Source organism: Halomonas sp. 7T (genome assembly GCF_025643255.1).
In the GTDB taxonomy this organism is placed as follows: Bacteria; Pseudomonadota; Gammaproteobacteria; order Pseudomonadales; family Halomonadaceae; genus Vreelandella.
Genome location: NZ_CP087112.1, coordinates 1,965,571 through 1,987,281 on the forward strand (window position 1 = coordinate 1,965,571; position 21,711 = coordinate 1,987,281).

Below are 21,711 nucleotides of genomic sequence, written 5' to 3' on the forward strand. Positions count from 1 at the left end.
CCATGAGCCAGCTAGCAATATGGCGATCCGGCAGCGCACGCGTGCTGCCGGGCTTTGGCCTATCGATGGGAATCAGCGTCTTATTCATTTCGCTGGTACTCCTTCTTCCGATCACCGGGCTGTTTGGACAGCTGGCAGGACTTAGCCTAGCCGAGTACTTCGCGATTATTACCGAGGGCCGTGTGGTGGCCAGCTACATGGTCACCATCGGCGCAGCGGCTGTCGCTGCGTTGGTTAATGCCGCGTTTGGCTTATTGCTTGCTTGGGTACTGGTTCGCTACGAATTTCCCGGCAAGCGTCTTTTAGATGCTTTAATGGACCTACCCTTTGCACTCCCCACGGCGGTGGCAGGTATTACGCTCGCTACGCTGTATGCAGGTAATGGCTGGATGGGCAGCTTACTGGAGCCGCTCGGTTTCCAAGTGGCCTACACCTGGGTTGGCATTGCGCTGGCCATGGCATTTACCAGCATTCCCTTTGTGGTACGCACCGTGCAGCCGGTGCTGGAAGACCTGCCTGCAGAAGTTGATGAAGCCGCGATGTCGCTGGGTGCCACCGACGGCGTTGCGTTTCGCCGGGTGATTATGCCGCATCTGTGGCCGGCACTGGTTACCGGCACTGGGCTAGCCTTTGTGCGCTCACTGGGTGAGTTTGGGGCGATTATTTTTATCGCTGGCAATATGCCCTACGAAACAGAAATTACTGCGCTGATGATCTTCGTCAAACTGCAGGAGTATGACTACGCAGGCGCCTCGGCAATCGCCTCCGTCGTGCTCTTTGTGTCACTGGCCCTTCTGCTGGCCATCAATATTTGGCAAGGCCGCTTTGTGCGCCGCTTGCACGGAGGAACAGGCTAATGCGCAGGATTGGTGATGCACCCGCCGTGCGGCGTACACTGATTGGCGCCGCACTGCTGTTGTCAGCGCTATTTTTGCTGCTGCCACTGGTGGCCATTTTCGCCCAAGCGTTTTCTCAAGGCGTGATGGTCTTTTGGGCCAACGTCAGCAATACCTTCACGCTGCACGCCATCGGCCTTACGCTCGTCATCGCACTGATGACCATTCCAATTTGTCTGGTATTTGGCATCGCGCTAGCGTGGCTAGTGACCCGCTTTAGCTTTCCAGGTCGGCGCATTCTGCAAACGCTAATTGATATTCCGTTTGCCGTTTCCCCTGTTGTAGCCGGGCTTATTTATCTGTTGCTCTATGGCCGCAATGGCTGGATTGGCAGCTGGCTAGACACGCACGATATTCAACTGATGTTCGCTTGGCCCGGCATTTTAATGGTGACTATTTTCGTCACCTGCCCCTTCGTGGCACGCGAGTTGATTCCGCTGATGCAGGCCCAAGGCTCGCGAGAAGAGGAAGCTGCCGTAACGCTGGGTGCTGGCGGTTGGACGACCTTTCGACGTGTCACACTACCGAACATTCGCTGGGCGCTGCTTTACGGGATTATCCTCACCAACGCACGCGCTGTCGGTGAATTTGGCGCCGTTTCGGTGGTCGCAGGCGCTATTCGTGGCAAGACAAATACCTTACCACTGCACCTTGAACAGCTTTACCAGGATTACAACGCGGTAGGCGCATTTTCTAGCGCTGCGCTGCTGGCCCTTATTGCCCTGTTAACCCTTGCGGCCAAGGCAGGCCTGGAATGGCGCGCATCGCGCCAGGAGGCACTTTTATGAGCATTCGCCTACAGAACATCGCCAAGCACTTTGCTAATACCCAGGCGCTTGAACCGATTAACCTGGATATTAACGAAGGAGAGTTAGTCGGTCTACTTGGCCCATCTGGCTCAGGAAAAACCACCCTACTGCGAATTATTGCGGGCCTAGAGAGCGCCGACCGTTCCCCACAGCCGGGTAAAATTCTGTTTGGCGACCGCGATGTCACAAACGTTCACGTGCGTGATCGCCGTATTGGCTTTGTGTTTCAACACTACGCGCTATTTCGTCATATGAGCGTCTACGACAACGTAGCGTTTGGCCTCACCGTGATGCCTAAAAAGCGCCGCCCCTCCAACGGCGAAATTCGCGCACGGGTGTTTAGGCTGCTGGAAATGGTGCAGCTGCAGCATTTAGCGAACCGTTTGCCTGCCCAGCTCTCTGGCGGCCAGCAGCAGCGCGTGTCGCTGGCCCGTGCGCTCGCCGTAGAGCCTGATGTACTGCTGTTAGATGAGCCGTTTGGCGCTTTGGATGCCAAAGTGCGCCAAGACCTGCGCCGCTGGTTACGCCGCCTGCACGAAGAACTTAACTTTACCAGCGTGTTTGTTACCCACGATCAAGAAGAAGCGTTAGAGCTCTCTGACCGTGTCGTTGTGATGAGTAACGGGCGTATCGAACAAATAGACACGCCTGAAACGCTCTATCGTTCACCCAAGAATCGCTTTGTATTTGAATTTCTTGGCGACGTTAATCACTTAGAGGGGAAGGTACGCCAAGGGGTGCTCACCTGCGGCGATGCTCATCTCAATGTTGACTTGCCTGACGGTGATGAAGAACTCTTGCTACGCCCGCATGAAGTACGCCTTGCCCTGCAGCCAAGTGCTGAAAGCCATCTGCCGGTGACTATTACGGCTATCTCACCGGTAGGTGCCGAAGTCCGTGTCGAATTAGAAGCCGACTGGCTGGCTAAACCATGGCTTGCAACGGTTCGCCATGCGGATTTTGAGCAGCTTCAGATGCGCCGAGGGCAACGTCTGTTTGCTCACCCCCGCCAGTGGCACCGATTTAAAGAGGATACGCCCGCCCCTGAGAAGCACACGCGGGCGGCGTAAGCCGCAGCGCTTGGGCTAAGCTTTGCTTTTAAAAATACGTCAACGTATTATCGGCTCAGCTTTTTTGCATGCTGTTACGTTACGCTCTAGAGAGCGATAATCTTTCACCACGGTGACTGCGGAGAAACCTATGCGTCGGCGCCATTTTTTATGCTTATCTGGGGCACTGCTGGCCAGTGTTTTATTAGCAGGCTGTGCAAGCCCTCAATACCTCCAGCTGAGCCCCGAACGCAGTGCGAGCGTGCCGCAAACGGGCTCCGGTCAGCAGGTCACCGTCATTGCATCAGACGCGCGAAGCAGTGAAGTCATCGGGACGCGCTCTGGCGGTACGATGTCCACCGCGCAAATTACCGTCAATAGCCACGAGCTAATTCCACGCTTGCAGGCAGAAGCCGAGCGCGCTGTGCGTGATATGGGGTTCAACCCTACCCGCGAAGCTGCACAGGGGCGACCAACGTTGAAGCTTGAACTTGCCAGCCTTCATTATGGACGTGGCGATAGCGGCCAACCACTGGTGGACGAAGCACGCATCGAAGGGGTGTTTCGGGCAATTGCTGAAAACAAAGGCACAACTTATACAGGCACCTACACCTCACGGCGCACCCAGGGCTATGCCATTAAGCCCGGCGAAGACACGAATACACGTATGTTGAATGACCTGTTAAGCGACGGTTTGAACCGCGCGTTCAGCGACCCAGAGCTGGGCCGCCTGCTTGCTCGTTAACGTTACGGTTCGCTCGCATAGCGTAAGCGCAGGGTATAGCTAGTTAAAACGCTAAACGGCGCGGACACATTAAACGTGTGGGCCGCGCCTTTTTAATGCCCATACGCTTTCACTGCGTCCTCGATCGTCGGCTTCCCCATGTGCTAATAGTTCGACCTGAAAATTAGGTATGAACAAACGCTCAATTTCACTCCCCGGCACGCTAAACGGCGGCCCAGCCTCATGATCCCCGTGTGACAAGCTGACAAGCAACCCTTGGGCACCCGGCGGCACTAACTGGGCTAAATGAAACGCGTAGCGCTCGCGAGTAGCGGGGGGCAGTGCAATCAATGAAGCGCGGTCGTAAAACGCGCCCACTTCGGCAGCCTGCTGAATGTGCAGATGAAAAAAGTCGCCGCACCATAACTCAACGCTGCCCTGGCGAGACACATCAAAGCCTGCCTGGGTATAGCGGGAGACACCGGCACTTCGCTGGGCAAAAAACTGTTCAATAGCTTCCGGCGCCAGCTCAATGCCCAGCACCGGATGCCCTTGATCTGCCAACCAGCGCATATCCAGGCTTTTGCCGCAAAGCGGCACCAGCACCTTAGTGCCCTGCGTTACGCCTAGCGTCGTCCAATAGCGCACTAACGCCGGATGCGTCTCGGATAGGTGGAAGCCGATACGCCCCTCTTGCCAGCGCTGACGCCATGGGTTCTCCATCTCGATTACCTCGCTTAAAACCAGCGGTCGCGCTTTTTACGACGACGTGGCAGGTGAGGAACAATCAACCCCACAAGCAGTCCAGCGCCCGCCACACCACCACCATACATGAAGTAGCGCATTAGCAAGTCTTCTTCCTGGGTGTCCAAGCGCGCCTGAAGCGCCCGGACCCGCTGACGAGACTGATCGGCTTCACTATCCAATTCGTGGTTGCGAGCTTCTAACTCGGCAATACGCTGCTCGCGCACTTCCAGGGTTTCCCGCATGGAGCTAACGCGCTGCTCCCACGTTGCATTGATCCCATCCAACTCTTGCGTCAGTTCACTTACTTGGCCTTCAAGCACCGGTAACTGTTCACGGGCACTGGGGGTTTGCTGTAATTCGCTGCTTAACACCCACACCGTATCACCGCTGTTACTGCGTACGCGGGTGTAGTCACCGCTGGTTTCGAGCATGTCGACTTGCTCACCCGCGTTCAGTGTCCCCACGATGCGGTAACCATCGGTAGGCCCGCTGCGCACATAGGTGCTTAACTCATCGCTCACCCAGGCTTGGCTCTCTGATTGTGCGAGCGCCGCAGTTCCGCTAACGCTTAACAACATACCTACGGCAGCGGCGTAACAACTCAAACGAAATTTGTCTACTGGCATGACGTCATGTCCTGATCATAAAAACGAGCGTTGGCCGACAAAGCCACCCGCACGTATCGCTAAGCTTTGCGCTTGTCTTAGGCGCTTACCCTTCTCCGCGGGGAGGCAGCGGAAAGGGACGAGGAAACTCCGCAACACGGGCATCGCTTTTAACTGCCTTTAAGGGCCCCTCTCGCTCCACTTCATCAATGCGCACAATGGCATTGAGGGGCAGATAACTACGCTTTACGCCTTCAAAGGTGCGCTGTAGCTTTTCCGCTCCTGGATCAACGACTACCCGCGATGCATCGTCAAAGACAAACTCCTCGACTTCAATAAAGCCCCAGAGTTCGCTTTGAAAGATTTCTCTTACGTATAAATCCCAAATTTCACCCTGCTGGTGAACCACTACACGATAAATCGGCTTGGCCGCCATCTTGGCCTATTCCTCTTGCCACTTGAAGGTAACGTTACCGTGCCTAGCCTACCATACTCCAGGGTTGCCCCTTTAGCAGACATCATCGAAAACGACGCTTTCCTTATTTGAAAGCTGCACAGGCCACTAATTAGCCGGTGGCAGCGCCTATCGTGTATGGTGAGTTGGTGGTAAGGCAGTTTTTCCACCCACCCCAGGAGTTACCATCTATGCAAAAGAATCCCAATAAGGGTTACATCGCTCTATTAGGTTGGAGCCTCAATGCGATCGAAGCCGCAGAGACGTTTGACCGACGCTACATAGTGGTGGCACCCGATTGGGCAGAAGAGTATTGCCAAAAACATGATATTCCCTACGTGCCGTGGAATTTTGAGCGCCTCAACGACCGTTCAATGGAAATTGCCGAAACGCTGCAAGAGAAAGGCGTCGATGTGGCTATCCCACTTTACGAAGAAACGGTTGAGTGGGCCGGAGCGATTAACTCCCTGCTACTAGACAATCCGCGCATTTACGGTCAGTCGCTGTTACTGCGTGATAAAGCATTGATGAAGCGTCGCGCCCAACTAGGCGGTATTCGCGTGGGTATTTTTGAAGAAGCCCATGATAAAGAGGACGTTGTTCGCTTTCTTAAACGGGTGAACCAGACCCTGCTTAAGCTAGACGGGGATCCCAACGATCCCATCCATCTCAAAGCATTTGATAAAGCAGGCTGTCTCGGTCACCGCGTTATCCGCACACCGGATGAAGTCGACTCTATTCCCGATGAAGAGTTTCCAGTATTAATGGAATCCCACCTGGACGGCTGGGAGTTTGCCGTCGAAGCCTGGATTCACGATGGCAAAATCGTCTTCCTGAATATTTCCGAGTACGTCAAGCTGGGCTATTCGGTGTTTGTGCCTGCTTCACCAGAGCTGGAAAAATATCGAGAGAAAATTGTCGCTCAAATTGAAAAGCTGATTAAAGCATTTGATATCGAATTTGGTCTTATTCATCCCGAATACTTCGTTACCAGCGACGGTGAGATGTACTTTGGTGAGGTTGCCTACCGTCCCCCAGGCTTTAAGGTCTTTGAACTACTGGAGCGTGTTTACGGCTTTAATGCCTATCAAGCCTCCATGCTGGTGTTTGACCCGAAAACCATCCGTGAAGAAGTTGCTGCGTTCTTCCCAAAAGAGGTCGAAGATGCAAACGGCTTCGCGGGCTGCTTCGGCGTTTATCCCCGCCGTCGTGTTGTCAGCCGCTTAGAGATTCCCGCAGAGACCGAGGATCATCCCTATTTTGAGTCTCATGAGCTGAGCACCCCAGTGGAAGAGACCGTCACTAAACGCACCGCGTTTGGTACCCACTGGGGCTTGATCTACTTTAAAGGTGAGGACGCGCATACTATCCGCGATCTTTTAAAACGCCAAGAGGATCTCGACTTCTATGTATAATCCCCGCTACGGCAAGGGTAAGGAGTCTATGTGACGAACCACCAAGAGGTCTCTTCACCTGAAGATGCCAAGCTCAACGAACTATTGAGCAACTTTGATGATGCGGTGCGCCTGCTTTCGCAGGCGCCTGAGTTCTCCAAAGTAGCAAAACTACCTCGCGTGTTGGATACCGCGCGGCGAGTCTTAATGCTAGATGGCGGCTGTGCCGCCCTTGAGGCACGCGCGGCGGATTTTGAATCCGCCGGCGTATTTGAAGGCTCTGATTGGGCAACCCCCCAATATTTAATCCCTACGCTAACCACCTTTGCACTGAAGAGTGCCGATGCGAATGTCGTCGTCATTGAAACATTAAGCGAACTGCGGCTACTGGCTGTTGCGAAGGGTGGTTATCTGCATTCGCTGGTCTCCCAGGAGCATGCTCATCACTATTTAACCCAAGTGATGGCTATTAACCTGTGGCTGCTGTTTAACGCGCCAAGCGAAGCCGAACGTGAAACCCAAGGCCGGTTAGCCAATATTCCGCGTCAGCTCTTTCAGCACCTGGCTAATCGCATTGGCTATGAACATGTCATTGATCAACTGATTGACGAAATCTGGCGAATCCTCAAGCAGCGTCCGATCCAGGTCGATGCCATTAAGCAAATGATTACCCAGATCGCCCTGTGCCAAGTGAATCCAGACATTGATTTAGGGTCGAGCGGCCAAGGGGCTGACAGGCTGGTTAGCTCACTTTACGGGCCGACCCAGGCCTGTCGTGAAGACCCAGGCGTTGCGCTTTATCGTGAACGCCTGGAGCGGATGGACAGCGCTGCATTGCAAGCGGAATCCACCGGTTTTGCCCGCGCCATGCACGATACGGGGTTAGTATCGCCCTACCATGCCGTATTGATGCGCTACCTGCTGGAAGAGGGCGATCACCTACTCTCTGAGGCACTAGGGCTATCTGCTACCGGCCGCGACTGCCTGTTGTGCTACCGTGAGCTGGTGCACGCACTCATTCGTAGCGGCGTTTACCCGGCTACCGCCCAGGCCGTTTATGGCTTAGCACTGCTGCTGGAGCGTGGAATTCTTTATCAACCTCCCGTGGCTCCGGCCATGTGGCGCCAGCTCAACCTACAGCTTTCTGAGTGGGCTGAGTCACGGCTCACCATTGCTTATGGTGATTATGCTTCACCACGGGCGCGCTTGATTGAAGGCGTGCTCTGTATGTTGGGGTTACCGCTCGGCGTTGGCCAGGGTAACAACCCCACTTGCCAGTCGGCTCGGGCACTCTCCATGTGGGCCTATAACGACCCCGACTACCTGCTGCAAATGGTGACCTGGGCGGCGCGTGACGATGAAATTATTATGCATTTCGAAGGACAACCTATCTCATCCATGGAAAGCGCGCTGGGCGTTGCCTCTGAGCTACCCATGGACCTGGATCCGGTCTCACTGATTGTCGTCCCCCATCTAGACCGTATTTATGCCGAAATGGGCAGGCGCTGTATTGGCCGTGAAGGCGACCCCCACCGCTGGGTAAACCCTGAATTTCACGGCTGGTGGTCAGGCCGCGGATTTAGCATCAATGTCGACGTTGCCACCGGCCAGCTCTGCAGCGTGGATGATTTCGTGCGCCACTTCTACGCCAGCTATCACCCGTACTACAACGGTAATCAACCGCTTATACACCCGCAGCCGGCCGGTATCGCAGTGACCGACAGCGCCGCCCGCTTCATTGGTTGGCACGCCATCACGATTTTGCGTGCGTCACTCGACCCAAATGACGTAATGCGCATCTACTTCTATAACCCTAATAACGATAGCGGGCAAAACTGGGGTGATGAGGTCAAAGTCAGCACTGCTGGTAACGGTGAACGGTTTGGCGAAGCCTCACTGCCGTTCGACCAGTTCACTTCTCGACTGTATATTTACCACTATGACCCACTAGAGCGGGGCGAACCTGCCAAAGTTACGGAGGAGGAGCTTGAAAGCGTTAAAGGCTATCTTCACCGTAGCTGGGGAGCTACCCGATTGCCGCCTACCGAGCTTCAGGCAGACCAAGGCCCCAACACACCGCCAGAAGGGCCTTAATAGCTGCTGTTAACAATCTCATAGACACCATGATTCGACTCGATCAACTTTTGGTCAGCCAAGGGCTGGCTAATTCACGCACCCGCGCCCAGCGTCTGATACGCAACGGCCGCGTTCGGCTTGCCGATGGCCGCACGCTTAATAAGCCTTCAGAAAAGTGGCCAATCGACACGCCACTCAACGTGGAAGATGATCCGGAGGAGCGCTATGCCTCCCGCGCCGGACTGAAGTTAGAGGGCGTTTTGCAAGCGCTCAACATGCGCCTAGAAGGGCGAGGCGTATTAGATATTGGCCAATCGACCGGCGGGTTCACCGACTGCGCCCTGCAGTTTGGCGCGCGCCACGTCGTTGGCGTCGAAGTAGGTCACGACCAGCTCGCTAACCATTTACGAAACGACCCGCGAGTGGCTTGCCTGGAAGGACTCAACGCCCGCGAAATGAGCCGCGCTTCGGCGCTATTGAGCGCGCTTGCTGAATGGCCGATTGATCTGGCGGTGATGGATGTCTCGTTTATCTCCCAGACACTCATTCTGCCCGAGATTGCAGCGCTGCTACCCACCGATGGGCAGCTACTTTCGCTGGTCAAACCGCAGTTTGAACTGGAGCCAAACGCCCTCGACAAACGCGGCGTGGTGCGCGACCCTCGCCGCTTCGCTGAGGTAGAACAGAAAATCCGCACCGCCTGCCAGCAGTACGGGCTCGTTATTAGCCACTGGCAGGAGAGCCCGATTACCGGCGGTGACGGCAATCGGGAGTTTCTGCTGTTCGCCAGTAAGCGCTAGGCCTGCGCATTCGGCGTTGCGTTAGGGATCAGCTGAGGTTAGCGGGCGGCAAACGTTTGGCCGACTGCACTTTGACGGACTCGCCTTCGTCAGGGTGCAGCCATACATCCATTTGCTCGAATGCGACGCGCACTCCGGCTTCACGGAACAGTTCATCCACGCGGCAGTTCACTTCGTCGGCGGCAAACAGCCGGTCCACCAAGTCATTAACAAAGATACGCAGCTCAAAGTTCAGGCTGTGCTGCCCATAGCTTAGACAAAACACTTGAGGCTCCGGGTCGCTTAACACCCGTTCGTTCTCGTCCGCTGCTTGGCGCAGCAACTGATGCACCAACGGCAAGTCAGAACCGTGGGAGACACCATAAGTGAGCACCACTCGGGTCACGTTATCCGAAAGCGACCAGTTAATCAGCTGGTCGGTGACAAAGGTTTTATTAGGAATAATAATCTCTTTGCGATCAAAGTCAGTGACCGTAGTAGCTCGGATGCGTATCCGGCTAACAGTGCCATGCAGGTTGCCTATCGTAATCGTGTCGCCAATCCGAATGGGCCGCTCAAACAGAATAATCAGGCCAGAAATAAAGTTGGCAAAGATCTCCTGCAGACCAAAGCCCAGACCCACACTCAGCGCCGCCACCAACCACTGTAGCTTATCCCAAGACACCCCCAGCGCGGCTAACGCCATCACAACGCCCGTCCCGACGATGGTGTAAGAGAGCAATGAGCTAATCGCATAGGCGCTCCCCTGCTTAAGCGCTAACCGCGAAAGCACCATCACTTCTAACAAGCCCGGTAAATTACTGGCCATAATAAAGGTGAGCGCAACAATCAGCAGTGCGGTGAAAAAATCCGAGATGGAGAGGGTGTCGCCAACGAGATCTCCCTCTTCGGCATTCCACAGCGCTACATGGTCCAAGTACCCCAATACCGTCAGCAGATCCGCCCACACCAAATAGAGCAGCGCACTGAAGCCAATTAACAAGATAAGTTTCGAGAGGCGCAGCGATTGGGTATTGATCTTCTCCATATCCAGCGGCGGCTCTTCAACGACCTCTAACCCACCTTCAGCGCCTTCTTGCACCATGGCGCGGCGCCGGGCCAATGCGCGGCGATAAGCCAGCCTGCGCGCCGCCACTGCGAGGCTACGCACCACGGTAGCTTCAACCACTACCCATAGCCCTAAAAGGTAGAGCGTAATCGCAAAGCGCCCTACCAAGCGCAGCGCGGTGTACTCATACCCCCAGGCCACTAAGCCCAGCAACACGAGTGGCACCGAAGCCATCGCTAGCCCCAGTATCAACCGGAAGAGCCTTACGCCAAAAAAGGGCACATGGGAGAAGATGAGCTGTCCTAGCCACCAGCTCATGGCAAGCAGCCCCATAGAGAATAACCCCATGGCCACCGGGCGCAGCGCCAGGGGGGTCTCCATCTGTCCCGACATGGCGGCAATCGCCACTACAGGGGTCAGCGCGACGCCTAACCCGCCAAGTAATTGACGTAGCCGTGCGTTATAGCCAGGCGACCAAGTAAAGTGGCGCTCGGCCACACCGTCAGCCACCAGCAAGCGGCGTCCCAGCGCTATCACCCCCCAGCTCAAACTCAGCTGTAAAAGCGCAGGTGCTAAGCTGTAAGCCAACGCGCCCTCTGCGGACTTAAGCCCAACGCCCATGCCCGCCAATGCCAGTGGCCCAGGGCTAGCTAGCAGCACATTGAGCAACACAGCTTTCGGCGTATGCAGCTGGGTGTCGCTTTTTAAGCGTCCAATCTGCGAGTGGATCAATGCCAAGCGAGTTTTAATGCGTCGCCGCAGACCAACCAATAAAAGGCTTACCAAAAGCAGCGGAGCGCCGCTTAGCAGGTGCCACGAAAGCCCCTGCCAGCGATTCGGCAAAATAGCGCGCCACTCACCCTCTCTCCATTCGGTGCCCAGATTGCTCGGCAATTGGCGTAGCCAGTTAACGTCTAACGGGCGGCTATTTGCCACCCAGAACAGCTGCTCGTCAATGGTGGCGCGTAAGCTACGCGTGGTCATAAATAGCTGCTGCTGGTTGAGCTGCAACTCAATGGCGGAACTGAGCAAGCTGCCGTAAGCCTGCTCAAGTTGTTCAACCAGCTCACGGCGAGATTGATAAAGCCGCGTAAGCGAGTCAACCAAGCTCGGCGTGACGTCGACTCCCGCCTCTTGCAGCCGTTGGCTGGCTAGGCGCTCGCCTTGGCGCAGCTGATCACGCTGGCGAATCAAATCAAACTGCTTTAAGCGCAGATCTGCAATTTCGTCCTGTAAATCGCGCCGAGGGGCGATAGCCGGCAACGACTGGCGCTGCTCGCGTAGAATGCGTGACAGCAGTTGACTACCGCGAATCGCGTCTAGCTGCTCATTAAGGCTACGCTGCAGCTGACGCACTTGATCAAGCTGACGCTGAGTCTCAATGTTTTCCCGCACAATGCCGTTCGCACGATCGGTGGCGCGCAGTAGCTCAAGACTCAGCGTTTGGTTGATCTGCTGAGCATTGAGCACGACGGGATGACCTTCCGCGATGAGCGGATCATCTCGGGCGGCATCGGCAATCGCCTGCTCAGACTGCAAACGGCGCTGGCGATCGATGACGCCTTGTAGCAAGTTCAGCTGTTGCTCTTGGTGCTCTATTTGTAGCGACAATAAGTCACGGCGCTGCTGGGCCAACTCGCGTAACCGGCTATTAGCGCTTAACTCCCGCTGATTTAAGTTAACCTCTCGCTCTGCCTGGGCCCGTTCAAGGCGTAGCTGAATCAGCTTTGCATCGTTTTGAGCGGAGAGCTGCCGTCCTTCAAGCAACGCTTCGCGTTCGTCGTACTCTCGTCGCAGGGTCTCGGCACGCTGCAGCGCATCGGAAATCGACTGTTGGGCACGCTCTGGCAGCGTTTGTGCGGCCAGCAGCTGGGAATTGACCTCGGCTAGCTGGCTCTCCAACTGCTGCAGTTCCACTACAGCTTCTGCTTGCTGAGTCTCCAACGCCTCCAGCGGCATATCGCTGAGGTTATCTACCGAGAGCTGAAGGCTCTCCTCTTCTGCTTCGTTTAACTCGCGCTCTAAACGAAGTAGCAGTTCAGGCGCTTGTGCAATACGCTGGTCGAGTGCATTCAGCCGCTCGTCGACAGCCATCAAACGGTCGTAGGCCTGGAGTGCGGCCTCCAGAGACTCTTTTTCGCGCAGCTGCTCTGGAGTTAGCTCACTTTCTTGATTGACGAGTTCTGCCAATCGCTCAGAAAGTTGCGACTGGGACGGTACCCCACTGGGGATATTCGCGTGTACGGCGGCAGCCCCGATACACATCGTAAAGACGACTGCCCAAACAATTTTTACGATCACCTCTACAGCGAATTTCACCACGCTTATCAGCCTCACCGACACTAAAAACCCGTGACTACGGGAAACAGCGCCATTGTCAGGCGTTCTTATCCCTAGCGCAATCTAGAGTAGTTGACTTACACCCGCAGCCTGTATAGAAACAAGCCTGATAACCGTTCCTTTTCTATTTGCGAGCCACGTTGATGGTCATCCGAAAACTGTTATGTACCGGCTTTATGGCACTCTTAGGCGCACAAGCATTCACCAATAGTGCGCTGGCGGAAACCCGTGAGGATGTTGAAGCGCGTATTCGCGCGTTAAATACTGAGCTTTATCAGCTCCGCCAACAGCTGCAGCAACTTGATGCTCCCGAAGAGGCGGACATGGGGCTACCGGTGGAACGGCTACCTGAAGAGGTAGCACTTGAGGATCTTAGCACTCGCCGTCAATTGGAGCAGGAATCCTCCCGCAACCCTTTCTCCATTACGACTCACCGAACAAATTACTTATTCCCGGTAAGCTACAACACGAATCAAAATGCCGAAAATTTTCGCAATGTCACCGAAGATAGCTCCCCAGATAGCGCAGAGGTAAAGTTTCAGTTCAGCGCTAAATTTAACTTAGTTCAGGATCTTTTCGGCGATGTTGGCGATATTTATTTTGGCTACACTCAGCGTAGCTGGTGGCAAGCGTACAATACCGATGCCTCCTCCCCTTTCCGGGAGACCAACTATGAACCTGAACTCTTTATTGATTTTGACAATGCCTGGAGCGCCTTAGGCTGGGTAAATACGCGCAACCGGCTTGCTTTTAATCACCAATCGAACGGCCGCTCAGCTCCACTCTCCCGCAGCTGGAACAGGGTTTATATGGAAAACACCTTTCAGCGCGGTGACTGGGCACTAACATTAGCACCGTATTGGCGCGTTCCTGAATCCGACAGCAGCGACGACAATCCTGATATTCAGCGGTTTCTAGGCTATGGCGATATCCGATTGGCGAAACGGCTGAATAATAACCATGAAATAGAAGGCTTGGTGCGGGGCAACCCAAGTGCTGGCAACTACGGCACGCAGGTTGATTACAGCTGGCCCGCGTTTAACGGCGTACGTGCCCATGTGCAGTACTACTACGGCTACGGAGAAAGCATGATTGACTACAACCATCGTGTACATCGCCTAAGCCTCGGTTTCAGTCTTAACCCTCTGTTCAGCGCCACCGGGCTAAACCGTTAAGCCAACAAGTTTGTCTATACGGCGACGACTGCTATGCTGAAGTCGTCACTCATTTACTCGTCAAAGGAAGACATCATGGCAAAACGTAATACAGATACCTCCGCACGCGCTGACCAGCTGAAAGAAGATCTGCGCCATCTCAGCGAAACCGTCGAAGAGCTGATGAATGCAACCTCCAAAGACGCCAGCGGAGAAATGCGTGACTTGCGTGAGCGCGCCGAACGACGTTTGAAGGATACCCGAGCTCGCCTGGAAGCACGCGGCGAACGCCTTTACGAAGATACCCGTGAAACGCTTTCCGAGCAGGTTGACTGCTGCGACCGTTACGTTCGTGAAAACCCCTGGACAAGCATTGGCATCGGCGCCGCCGCTGGCCTTGTTGTTGGTATGCTGCTCGGACGTCGCTAATGGCTTTGGGTCCCACCCAACGCGTCTTTTCTGCCGCCAAACGCCTGCTGAAAACACTGGTTGCGAACAGTGAAACTCGCCTGCGTTTGGCGGTTCTAGAGTTAGAAGAGGAGCGCGCTCGTTTACTGGTTTTATTGCTACTGGCGGGTGCTAGCCTGCTGCTGCTGCTGCTAGGGGTTGCCACGCTGACAGCGCTGGTAGTTGTGCTTTTTTGGGATACGTACCGGCTTACCGCGATTAGCGTAAGCGCCGGGGTATTAATTGCGCTAAGCCTTCTGCTGGCCGCCATTGCGCTACGCCAAGCTAAACGTCACACGCTGCTTAAAGAGACGTTAAAGCAGCTCGCCGCCGACCGCGCCTTGCTGGAGGTGAATGAGGATGACGCGTCACAACAGCGCCGTTAAGCCACCTAGCCGAGCAGCGCGTAAAGCTGCATTGCTGGCTGAACTAGAGCAACAGCGCATCGATATTTTAGTGGATAGCGACACGCTGAAACGGGCTTCATCACCGCTAGACAGCAACTGGCGAAGCCTCAAACTGCCGCTCTATGCCATTGGCGGTATTGTTGCGCTACGCATAGCACGCCATCCTGGCGGTGCCATGGCCGTTGGCCGAAAAGCGCTTGCAGGCTACATGCTGTTTCGGAAATTGAAGCTTCTGGCGAAAGTAGCGTCTTAATCGCCTGATGTAAGGTGTTATCTATAGTGCCCATTAAAACGCCGTTGCGGCTAATCGCAACGGCGTTTTTAATGCGCGTTAATAACGGTTAGCACGCCTGGCCACAGGCCACGCCGCTGGCCCACGCCCACTGAAAGTTATAGCCACCGAGCTGCCCCGTGACATCCAGCACTTCTCCAATGAAGCGCAGCTGTGGCAAGTCTTTTACCTCGAAGGTCTTCGATGAAATAGCGTCAGTACTCACTCCCCCCATGGTCACTTCTGCTGTACGCCAACCTTCCGTGCCCGCCGGTTTTAGCTGCCACTGGTTGAGCCGCTGGGCCCAGGAATCGAGCGCATCGTTGCTGAACTGCGCCAACGGGCTAGTCACGTGCGCATCGGGGTACCATTCCAGCAGCGCCTGGGCAAAGCGCTTGGGGAAACGCTCGCCCAGCCAGGTCGAGAGCAGCCGCTTGGGAGTTTCCTGGCGCGCATGACGCAACGCGCCAGCTGCGTCTTCGCCCGGCAAGAGATCGATGGAGATGGCGCTGCCCGGCTCCCAAACGCTGGAAATCTGCAGCATGGAAGGCCCCGATAGCCCCCGATGGGTAAACAGCATTGGCTCGACAAAGCGCTTCTCTTTGCAGCTCACCGCTGTAGGCACGCTCACCCCAGAAAGCCCGGCGGCCCGCTCTTTCCAGCTATCGCTCAGAGTAAACGGCACCAAGCCTGGGCGGGTAGGCAGCACCTCTAAGCCAAACTGGCGGGCAATATCGTAACCAAACCCTGTGGCCCCCATGGTGGGAATGGAAAGCCCTCCGGTCGCCACGACCACCACACCTGCATCAATTGTGCCCAGGGACGTGGTTAACCGCATCCCCTCACCCTGCCGCTCCAGCCGCGAAATGGATGTGCTCAGCGCCACTTCTGCCCCCGCCCATTCACACTCGGTGAGTAGAACGCGTACGATCTCTTTGGCGGAATCTGCGCAAAAGAGCTGTCCAGGGGCTTTCTCCACATACTCAACGCCGTGGGTCTCCACCAGCGATACAAAATGTTCTGGGCGGTAACGTTTTAATGCAGAAATGCAAAAATAAGGATTTTCAGAGTAAAAGTGTCCAGGCGCTGTATCAAGATTGGTAAAGTTACAGCGGCCTCCCCCAGACATTAGGATTTTCTTACCTGCTTTGTTTGCATGGTCGACCACTAGGACGCGTCGCCCGGCATAGCCAGCCTGTGCCGCGCACATTAAACCAGCGGCACCCGCGCCAATGACCACGACGTCGTAGACCATAACTGAGGCTCCCAAGATGAAAAGTTGGGCATTTTAACAGGTAAGCAGCGCCAAACTACTGTACATTTTAAAAACTCATGTACAAGAGATGCATAAGATAATCACCCACTTACTCAACACCGCTGTGTACGAAACACGGCGACGCCTATTTAATAACACAGAGATACCTATGATTGCTGTAAAACGCCCTGTTTGGTGCTTCTTGTTACTGCTTGGATGGGCCGCGGCAGCCAGTGCCCAATCCCAGCCGCCGGTGATCGGTTATGAGGTCACGTCGCAGACCTGGTCCGACCCACTAGAAGCACTAGGTACGCTAAGCGCCGATGAGAGCGTGACGCTCTCCGCCACGGTGACCGACACCATCGCCGAGATCAACTTCGAGGATGGTGAACAGGTCGAGCGTGGCCGTTTACTGATCCGCCTTGAAGATGCCGAAGAGCAGGCGCTGCTGAGAGCCGCCCAGGCGATTACCGATGAGCGCCGCAATGCCTCGGGCCGCGCCTCGCAATTACAGCAGCGCAACCTAGCGGCAAGAGCCGACGTTGAAGATACGCAATCCCGGCTGCGTCAAGCACAGGCGGATGCCCAAGCGCTGGAAGCGCGGCTTGAAAATTACCGTTTACATGCCCCGTTTAGCGGCCGGGTGGGCTTTCGTAACGTGAGTATAGGTACGCTTGTCACCCCAGGCATGGAGCTAGTCACACTCGACAAGCTCGATATCATGAAGCTCGACTTCACCGTGCCCGACGTGTTTTTAGGCCGCCTGTCTGCCGGACTCAGCCTAAGCGCCACCACGGCGGCGTACCCGGAGGAGATATTTCGCGGCGAGATTTCCAGCATTGGCACTCGCATCGACCCCGTTTCCCGCAGCGTGAGCGTGCGCGCCGAACTGGCGAACCCAGACGTAAAGCTGCGGCCCGGCATGCTAATGGAAGTGATCGTGCAGCAGCGCGTGCGCGAGACGCTCGTACTTCCCGAAGCCGCGATTCAACCCAGCGGCAACCGCCACTTTGTGATGCTCATTCAACAGCAGGAGGACACCCCGCGCTTGGAGCGCCAAGAGGTCACCATTGGCGAGCGACGCCGTGGCGAGGTGGAAGTGCTTGAGGGTATCCATGAAGGCGACGTGGTGGTGATCCATGGCCTCCAGCTGGCCCGTGAGGGTCAGGCAGTACGCCTACTAGGCATTGCGGATGACAGCACGGACATTCGCTCGCTGCTGGAGGCTGACCGCTAATGCGCTTATCCGATATTTCCGTTCAGCGGCCCGTGCTCGCCATGGTCATCGCGGCGCTGATCATCGCCTTTGGCCTGCTGGCCCTTAACCGCTTGCCGCTGCAAGAGTACCCCACGGTCGACCCGCCCATCGTCAGTATTGATACCCGCTACCCCGGCGCCTCCGCCAGCGTAGTAGAAACACGCATTACCCAAGTGTTGGAAGACCGCATTGCAGGGGTGGAAGGCATTGAGCTGATCACCTCGCAAAGCGAAGATGGCCGCTCGCAGATTGAGATCGAGTTTGCCATCACTATGGATATCGACGCTGCTGCCAACGATATCCGCGACCGCATTTCAGGCGCGCTGCGCAACTTGCCAGACGACGCAGACAACCCCGAAGTCACCAAAGCCGATAGCAGTGAAGAGATCGTCATGTGGTTAAGCTTATCGGGGGCAGACTACTCGATTGCTGAGCTCACCGATTACGCTAACCGCTTTCTCGTCGATAGCCTCTCTGTTCAGCCAGGTGTTGCCCGGGTTCGCGTGGGCGGCGGCCAGGATTACGCCATGCGCATCTGGCTGGACCGTAACGCCTTGGCCGCCCGCGGTCTCACCGTGGGCGATGTCGAAGACGCCCTGCGCACCGAAAACGTTGAGCTGCCGGCAGGCTCGATTGAGTCCGACGACCGCCAGTTCATTGTCCGCCTACCGCGCAGCTTCACCACCGCCGATGACTTTCAGCGCTTAGCCCTGTCCCAAAGCAGCAACGGTTACCTAGTCCGCCTCTCTGACGTGGCGCGCGTGGAAGTAGGCTCGGTGGAGAACCGCTCGGAGTTCCGTGCCAACGGTGTACCCATGGTGGGGCTTGGCATGATCATGCAGTCCACCGCCAACGTGATCGAGCTTTCTGATGCGGTGAAGCAAGAGCTTGAGCGACTTCAAGGCACCCTGCCGGACGGCATGTCGCTTGCCCTGAATTATGATGCCTCGGTGTTCGTATCGGGTGCCATTGAACAGGTCGTGATGACGCTGTTTATCGCCATGGGGCTCGTGGTCGTGGTCATTTTCCTGTTCCTGGGCAACCTTCGCACCACCCTTGTGCCTGCGGTGACGGTACCCATTGCCGTGATTGGCGCCTTTACGGCGTTAGCGGTGATGAATTTCTCCATCAACCTGCTCACGCTGCTCGCACTGGTGCTGGCCATCGGGCTGATCGTGGACGACGCCATTGTGGTGCTCGAAAACATCAACCGCCGCATGCACGACTATGGCGAGACGCCGCTCGTAGCAGCCTTTCGCGGCACGCGGCAGATTGCCTTTGCGGTGATTGCCACCACCCTCGTTTTGGTTGCGGTATTTCTGCCGCTGAGCATGCTACAGGGCGATATTGGCCGGCTATTCTCTGAATTCGCCCTCACCATGGCGGCGGCAGTGATTGTCTCTACCCTGCTCGCACTAACCCTAACGCCGATGATGGCGTCTAAAATTCTCAAGCCCGGCATGCACGACAGCCGTATTGGCCAAAGTGTGCAGTGGCTGTTGGACGGCACCAAACGCCGCTACCAGCGAGCACTTGAAGTCGTGCTGGCGGCCAAGTGGCTGGTGGTGGCGCTGTTTGCTTTACTGATTGCCGGGACGGCGTGGCTCGCCTCGGCACTACCCAACGAATACACCCCGCAGGAAGATCGCGGCAACTTCATCGTGCTGGTCAACGGGCCTGAGGGCGCTACCTTTGACTACATGATGGACTACATGGATGAGATCGAAGCGCGGCTCACGCCCTTTGTAGAGAGCGGTGAGCTTGAGCGCGTCGTGGTGCGCGCCCCGCGCGGCTTTGGCAATATCGAAAACTTCAACAGTGGGTTCATCATCGTCAATATGGCGGACTGGGGCAGCCGCCGCAGCGCTTGGGAGATCATGGCCGATGTGCGCCAGCAGCTCCGCTCGCTGCCTGGCGTTCAGGCCTTTCCGGTGATGCGCCAGGGGTTCGGGCAGCGTACCCAAAAACCGGTGCAATTTGTGTTGGGAGGCGGTACTTATGAAGATCTCGCCCGCTGGCGCGACCAGCTCATCAACCATGTGCGGGAAAACAACCCACGCCTAACGGCCATCGAAAGCAATTACGACGAAACCCAGCCCCAGCTGCGCGTCGATATCGATTATGAGCGCGCCGCCTCCTTAGGGGTTACCGTGACGGAGATAGGTCGCACGCTGGAAGTGCTGCTGGGAGGCCGTAACGTCACCCGCTATGTGGATAACGGTGAAGAGTACGATGTTATTGTAGAGGGTGACCGCAGCCGCCAAAACAGCCCGCGCGCGCTGGATAATATCCAGGTACGCTCGGCGCGCACCGGCGAACTCATCCCGCTGGCAAGCCTGGTGACGCTGTCTGATTTTGCCGGTGCCAGCACGCTGAACCGTTTTGACCGCATACGCGCGATTACCATTGAAGCTAACCTCGCCGATGGCTACCCGCTAGGCGAAGCGCTGGCCTACCTTCAAGACACCGCTGATACTATTCTACCGGAAGAGGTACAAACCAACGTGGCGGGGCCATCCCGAGATTTCCAGGAGGCAAGCGGCGCTACCATGTTCCTGCTGATTCTTGGCGCGGTGGTCGTCTTCTTGGTACTCGCGGCGCAGTTTGAAAGCCTGATTCACCCGTTTGTGATTATGCTCACGGTGCCACTGGCGATGAGCGGTGCGCTGCTCGCGCTGCTGCTCAGCGGCCAGTCGCTGAATATCTACAGCCAGGTAGGTTTAGTACTACTGATTGGTTTAGCGGCGAAAAACGGTATTTTAATCGTCGAGTTCGCCAACCAACTGCGCGATGAAGGCCAAGCGTTTCGTTCGGCGCTGATCGAGGCATCAGTCACCCGTCTGCGGCCTATTTTGATGACCGCCGTAACTACTATGGCCGGTGCCATTCCACTGATCATCTCCAGCGGGCCAGGGGCGGAATCGCGGTTGGTGATTGGCACGGTCATTATAGCCGGGGTGGGTGCAGCAACGCTGTTTACACTGTTTGTGGTACCGGTCGCCTACGACCTGCTGGCCCGCTATTCCGGTTCACCTGGGGCGGTGAAGCGCCAGCTCGAAGAGGAGATCGCCAACGCGCCTACGGCTCAACACACGCCGCTGGAGTCGCCAGAGCGATAAGTTAGCCATCAGAGAACGCCAAGGGCGCCCAAGAGGCGCCCTTATTATTTCAACATCCAACAGGCTATACTTATTCGCAGTCGCCGATACGCTCGCCTTCAATCGCGGTATTCATGGTCAGCTCACCCATGGGCGACTGGGTAAAAATATCCACGGTGCCTTCGATCTGCTCACCCATAAAGCGCATTTCGCCGTCGATGGTGGCTTCGCCGCCTTCAGCGCGGCATACCATGCTGTAGGAGAGGCCATCAGCACTCATATCCTGGTCAAGCAGTTCGCAGCCCTCTTCCTCTTCAATAAAGCCAAACTCAGCGCCATCCAACTCTTCCTGGGTAATGCACTGGCGCTCGGTTTCCGTTTGATCGGGAATCTGCATATCGCCGCTGACGCTGGTTACGCTGACGAATTCCCACTCGCCGGGCGTTACGTTGGGTGTATCTGCCTGGGCGACCATCGGGAAGGCCGCTAGGGCCGCAACTGCCATGTATCGTTTCATCATCGCTGTTATCTCGCTAGGTGATTCGGGAAAACCCGCCAATATCCTACCTGATTCGCTTATCAGGTGCCTGCTTACAAATAGCACTGCTACACTAGCAAACCATCATGCTTATCATGACACCAAGTGTCACGCTTAAAAGAGCAAACATCATGCAAGACGACGCCTTAGTTAATCACGACTTTCACTGTCCTTACTGTGACACGCCGCTCACCTTTGTGATCGACACCTCCCAAGGCAGCCACGACACTTGGGAAGATTGCCACCAGTGCTGCGCGCCCATTCAGCTTCAGGTCATTGTGTCGCCGATAACCGGTGAGCTAGACGCCGTCACCACCGGGCGTGATGACGACGTACTCTAA

At 56.0% G+C, this 21,711-nt stretch carries 20 protein-coding genes; 14 read left to right on the plus strand and 6 right to left on the minus strand.

Features of this window, described 5'->3' with window-relative positions:
• The first annotated feature begins 2 nt into the window (after positions 1-2).
• The 4 genes from cysT (at position 3) to LOS15_RS09140 (ending at position 3,499) form a co-directional block, all read left to right on the plus strand.
• Positions 3-857 carry a sulfate ABC transporter permease subunit CysT gene (gene cysT, locus LOS15_RS09125; protein ID WP_263065404.1) on the plus strand — a complete coding sequence of 285 codons (855 nt, stop codon included), beginning with the start codon at positions 3-5 and terminating at the stop codon, positions 855-857.
• Entirely contained in the window at positions 857-1,684 is an 828-nt protein-coding gene (cysW, locus tag LOS15_RS09130) for a sulfate ABC transporter permease subunit CysW (protein WP_263065405.1), read from the plus strand. The genes cysT and cysW overlap by 1 nt, the downstream gene beginning before the upstream one ends.
• The gene (locus LOS15_RS09135; protein WP_263065407.1) at positions 1,681-2,775 is read left to right on the plus strand and encodes a sulfate/molybdate ABC transporter ATP-binding protein; all 1,095 of its coding nucleotides are present in this window, start codon (positions 1,681-1,683) and stop codon (positions 2,773-2,775) included. The genes cysW and LOS15_RS09135 overlap by 4 nt, the downstream gene beginning before the upstream one ends.
• A 130-nt stretch (positions 2,776-2,905) precedes the next feature.
• Positions 2,906-3,499 (plus strand): YajG family lipoprotein, encoded by a 594-nt coding sequence (locus LOS15_RS09140; RefSeq protein WP_263065409.1) that lies wholly within the window; start codon positions 2,906-2,908, stop codon positions 3,497-3,499.
• A gap of 69 nt (positions 3,500-3,568) precedes the next feature.
• On the opposite strand, the gene LOS15_RS09145 is transcribed toward LOS15_RS09140, so the two are convergent.
• From LOS15_RS09145 to LOS15_RS09155, 3 genes are all read right to left on the minus strand, one after another.
• On the minus strand, positions 3,569-4,201 hold the full coding sequence (locus LOS15_RS09145) for a thiopurine S-methyltransferase (protein WP_263065411.1): 633 nt from the start codon (positions 4,199-4,201) through the stop codon (positions 3,569-3,571).
• Positions 4,202-4,215: 14 nt separating this feature from the next.
• Positions 4,216-4,851, minus strand: a complete 636-nt coding sequence (locus tag LOS15_RS09150) for a TIGR04211 family SH3 domain-containing protein (protein ID WP_263065413.1) — start codon at positions 4,849-4,851, stop codon at positions 4,216-4,218.
• A gap of 85 nt (positions 4,852-4,936) precedes the next feature.
• Positions 4,937-5,266, minus strand: coding sequence for a DUF1820 family protein (locus LOS15_RS09155; protein WP_009100748.1), 330 nt, complete (start codon positions 5,264-5,266; stop codon positions 4,937-4,939).
• Between the two features lie 209 nt (positions 5,267-5,475).
• On the opposite strand from LOS15_RS09155, the gene LOS15_RS09160 reads away from it, so the two are divergent.
• The 3 genes from LOS15_RS09160 to LOS15_RS09170 are packed head-to-tail and all read left to right on the plus strand — an operon-like array spanning position 5,476 to position 9,554.
• Positions 5,476-6,699 carry an acetyl-CoA carboxylase biotin carboxylase subunit family protein gene (locus LOS15_RS09160; protein WP_263065420.1) on the plus strand — a complete coding sequence of 408 codons (1,224 nt, stop codon included), beginning with the start codon at positions 5,476-5,478 and terminating at the stop codon, positions 6,697-6,699.
• Between the two features lie 30 nt (positions 6,700-6,729).
• Positions 6,730-8,772, plus strand: a complete 2,043-nt coding sequence (locus LOS15_RS09165; protein ID WP_263065421.1) for a hypothetical protein — start codon at positions 6,730-6,732, stop codon at positions 8,770-8,772.
• Between the two features lie 29 nt (positions 8,773-8,801).
• On the plus strand, positions 8,802-9,554 hold the full coding sequence (locus tag LOS15_RS09170) for a TlyA family RNA methyltransferase (protein WP_263065423.1): 753 nt from the start codon (positions 8,802-8,804) through the stop codon (positions 9,552-9,554).
• 28 nt (positions 9,555-9,582) lie between these two features.
• On the opposite strand, the gene mscK is transcribed toward LOS15_RS09170, so the two are convergent.
• Complete coding sequence (gene mscK / locus LOS15_RS09175) at positions 9,583-12,867, minus strand: mechanosensitive channel MscK (RefSeq protein ID WP_263069674.1); 3,285 nt, start codon at positions 12,865-12,867, stop codon at positions 9,583-9,585.
• Positions 12,868-13,085: 218 nt separating this feature from the next.
• Between mscK and LOS15_RS09180 the strand changes: the two genes are divergently transcribed.
• The 4 genes from LOS15_RS09180 (at position 13,086) to LOS15_RS09195 (ending at position 15,203) form a co-directional block, all read left to right on the plus strand.
• Positions 13,086-14,117, plus strand: a complete 1,032-nt coding sequence (locus LOS15_RS09180) for a phospholipase A (RefSeq protein WP_263065425.1) — start codon at positions 13,086-13,088, stop codon at positions 14,115-14,117.
• A 75-nt stretch (positions 14,118-14,192) separates the two neighbouring features.
• A complete protein-coding gene (locus LOS15_RS09185) occupies positions 14,193-14,525 on the plus strand; it encodes a YqjD family protein (protein ID WP_263065426.1) in 333 nt (110 codons plus the stop codon).
• On the plus strand, positions 14,525-14,929 hold the full coding sequence (locus LOS15_RS09190; RefSeq protein WP_263065428.1) for a phage holin family protein: 405 nt from the start codon (positions 14,525-14,527) through the stop codon (positions 14,927-14,929). The genes LOS15_RS09185 and LOS15_RS09190 overlap by 1 nt, the downstream gene beginning before the upstream one ends.
• The gene (locus LOS15_RS09195; RefSeq protein ID WP_263065429.1) at positions 14,904-15,203 is read left to right on the plus strand and encodes a YqjK-like family protein; all 300 of its coding nucleotides are present in this window, start codon (positions 14,904-14,906) and stop codon (positions 15,201-15,203) included. The genes LOS15_RS09190 and LOS15_RS09195 overlap by 26 nt, the downstream gene beginning before the upstream one ends.
• 88 nt (positions 15,204-15,291) lie before the next feature.
• Here LOS15_RS09195 and LOS15_RS09200 read toward each other — a convergent pair whose 3' ends face one another.
• Positions 15,292-16,476 carry an NAD(P)/FAD-dependent oxidoreductase gene (locus tag LOS15_RS09200; RefSeq protein WP_263065431.1) on the minus strand — a complete coding sequence of 395 codons (1,185 nt, stop codon included), beginning with the start codon at positions 16,474-16,476 and terminating at the stop codon, positions 15,292-15,294.
• A gap of 169 nt (positions 16,477-16,645) precedes the next feature.
• Here LOS15_RS09200 and LOS15_RS09205 point away from each other — a divergent pair, with 169 nt between their 5' ends.
• Both LOS15_RS09205 and LOS15_RS09210 read left to right on the plus strand, forming a co-directional pair.
• Positions 16,646-17,713 (plus strand): efflux RND transporter periplasmic adaptor subunit, encoded by a 1,068-nt coding sequence (locus LOS15_RS09205; RefSeq protein ID WP_263065433.1) that lies wholly within the window; start codon positions 16,646-16,648, stop codon positions 17,711-17,713.
• A complete protein-coding gene (locus tag LOS15_RS09210) occupies positions 17,713-20,853 on the plus strand; it encodes an efflux RND transporter permease subunit (protein ID WP_263065434.1) in 3,141 nt (1,046 codons plus the stop codon). The genes LOS15_RS09205 and LOS15_RS09210 overlap by 1 nt, the downstream gene beginning before the upstream one ends.
• 70 nt (positions 20,854-20,923) lie before the next feature.
• Here LOS15_RS09210 and LOS15_RS09215 read toward each other — a convergent pair whose 3' ends face one another.
• Positions 20,924-21,337, minus strand: coding sequence for a DUF3617 domain-containing protein (locus LOS15_RS09215; RefSeq protein WP_263065435.1), 414 nt, complete (start codon positions 21,335-21,337; stop codon positions 20,924-20,926).
• Positions 21,338-21,501: 164 nt separating this feature from the next.
• Here LOS15_RS09215 and LOS15_RS09220 point away from each other — a divergent pair, with 164 nt between their 5' ends.
• A complete protein-coding gene (locus tag LOS15_RS09220; RefSeq protein WP_263065437.1) occupies positions 21,502-21,711 on the plus strand; it encodes a CPXCG motif-containing cysteine-rich protein in 210 nt (69 codons plus the stop codon).

Bases quoted from the DNA above. Each gene is read 5' to 3' on its own strand.
- LOS15_RS09210 (WP_263065434.1), top strand. From the start codon at position 17,713: ATGCGCTTATCCGATATTTCCGTTCAGCGGCCCGTGCTCGCCATGGTC.
- LOS15_RS09205 (WP_263065433.1), top strand. From the start codon at position 16,646: ATGATTGCTGTAAAACGCCCTGTTTGGTGCTTCTTGTTACTGCTTGGA.
- LOS15_RS09135 (WP_263065407.1), top strand. From the start codon at position 1,681: ATGAGCATTCGCCTACAGAACATCGCCAAGCACTTTGCTAATACCCAG.
- cysT (WP_263065404.1), top strand. From the start codon at position 3: ATGAGCCAGCTAGCAATATGGCGATCCGGCAGCGCACGCGTGCTGCCG.
- LOS15_RS09170 (WP_263065423.1), top strand. From the start codon at position 8,802: ATGATTCGACTCGATCAACTTTTGGTCAGCCAAGGGCTGGCTAATTCA.
- LOS15_RS09215 (WP_263065435.1), bottom strand. From the start codon at position 21,337: ATGGCAGTTGCGGCCCTAGCGGCCTTCCCGATGGTCGCCCAGGCAGAT.
- LOS15_RS09140 (WP_263065409.1), top strand. From the start codon at position 2,906: ATGCGTCGGCGCCATTTTTTATGCTTATCTGGGGCACTGCTGGCCAGT.
- LOS15_RS09150 (WP_263065413.1), bottom strand. From the start codon at position 4,851: ATGCCAGTAGACAAATTTCGTTTGAGTTGTTACGCCGCTGCCGTAGGT.
- LOS15_RS09195 (WP_263065429.1), top strand. From the start codon at position 14,904: ATGACGCGTCACAACAGCGCCGTTAAGCCACCTAGCCGAGCAGCGCGT.
- LOS15_RS09185 (WP_263065426.1), top strand. From the start codon at position 14,193: ATGGCAAAACGTAATACAGATACCTCCGCACGCGCTGACCAGCTGAAA.
- LOS15_RS09200 (WP_263065431.1), bottom strand. From the start codon at position 16,476: ATGGTCTACGACGTCGTGGTCATTGGCGCGGGTGCCGCTGGTTTAATG.
- LOS15_RS09180 (WP_263065425.1), top strand. From the start codon at position 13,086: ATGGTCATCCGAAAACTGTTATGTACCGGCTTTATGGCACTCTTAGGC.
- LOS15_RS09220 (WP_263065437.1), top strand. From the start codon at position 21,502: ATGCAAGACGACGCCTTAGTTAATCACGACTTTCACTGTCCTTACTGT.
- LOS15_RS09145 (WP_263065411.1), bottom strand. From the start codon at position 4,201: ATGGAGAACCCATGGCGTCAGCGCTGGCAAGAGGGGCGTATCGGCTTC.
- LOS15_RS09155 (WP_009100748.1), bottom strand. From the start codon at position 5,266: ATGGCGGCCAAGCCGATTTATCGTGTAGTGGTTCACCAGCAGGGTGAA.
- LOS15_RS09190 (WP_263065428.1), top strand. From the start codon at position 14,525: ATGGCTTTGGGTCCCACCCAACGCGTCTTTTCTGCCGCCAAACGCCTG.
- cysW (WP_263065405.1), top strand. From the start codon at position 857: ATGCGCAGGATTGGTGATGCACCCGCCGTGCGGCGTACACTGATTGGC.
- mscK (WP_263069674.1), bottom strand. From the start codon at position 12,867: ATGTGTATCGGGGCTGCCGCCGTACACGCGAATATCCCCAGTGGGGTA.
- LOS15_RS09160 (WP_263065420.1), top strand. From the start codon at position 5,476: ATGCAAAAGAATCCCAATAAGGGTTACATCGCTCTATTAGGTTGGAGC.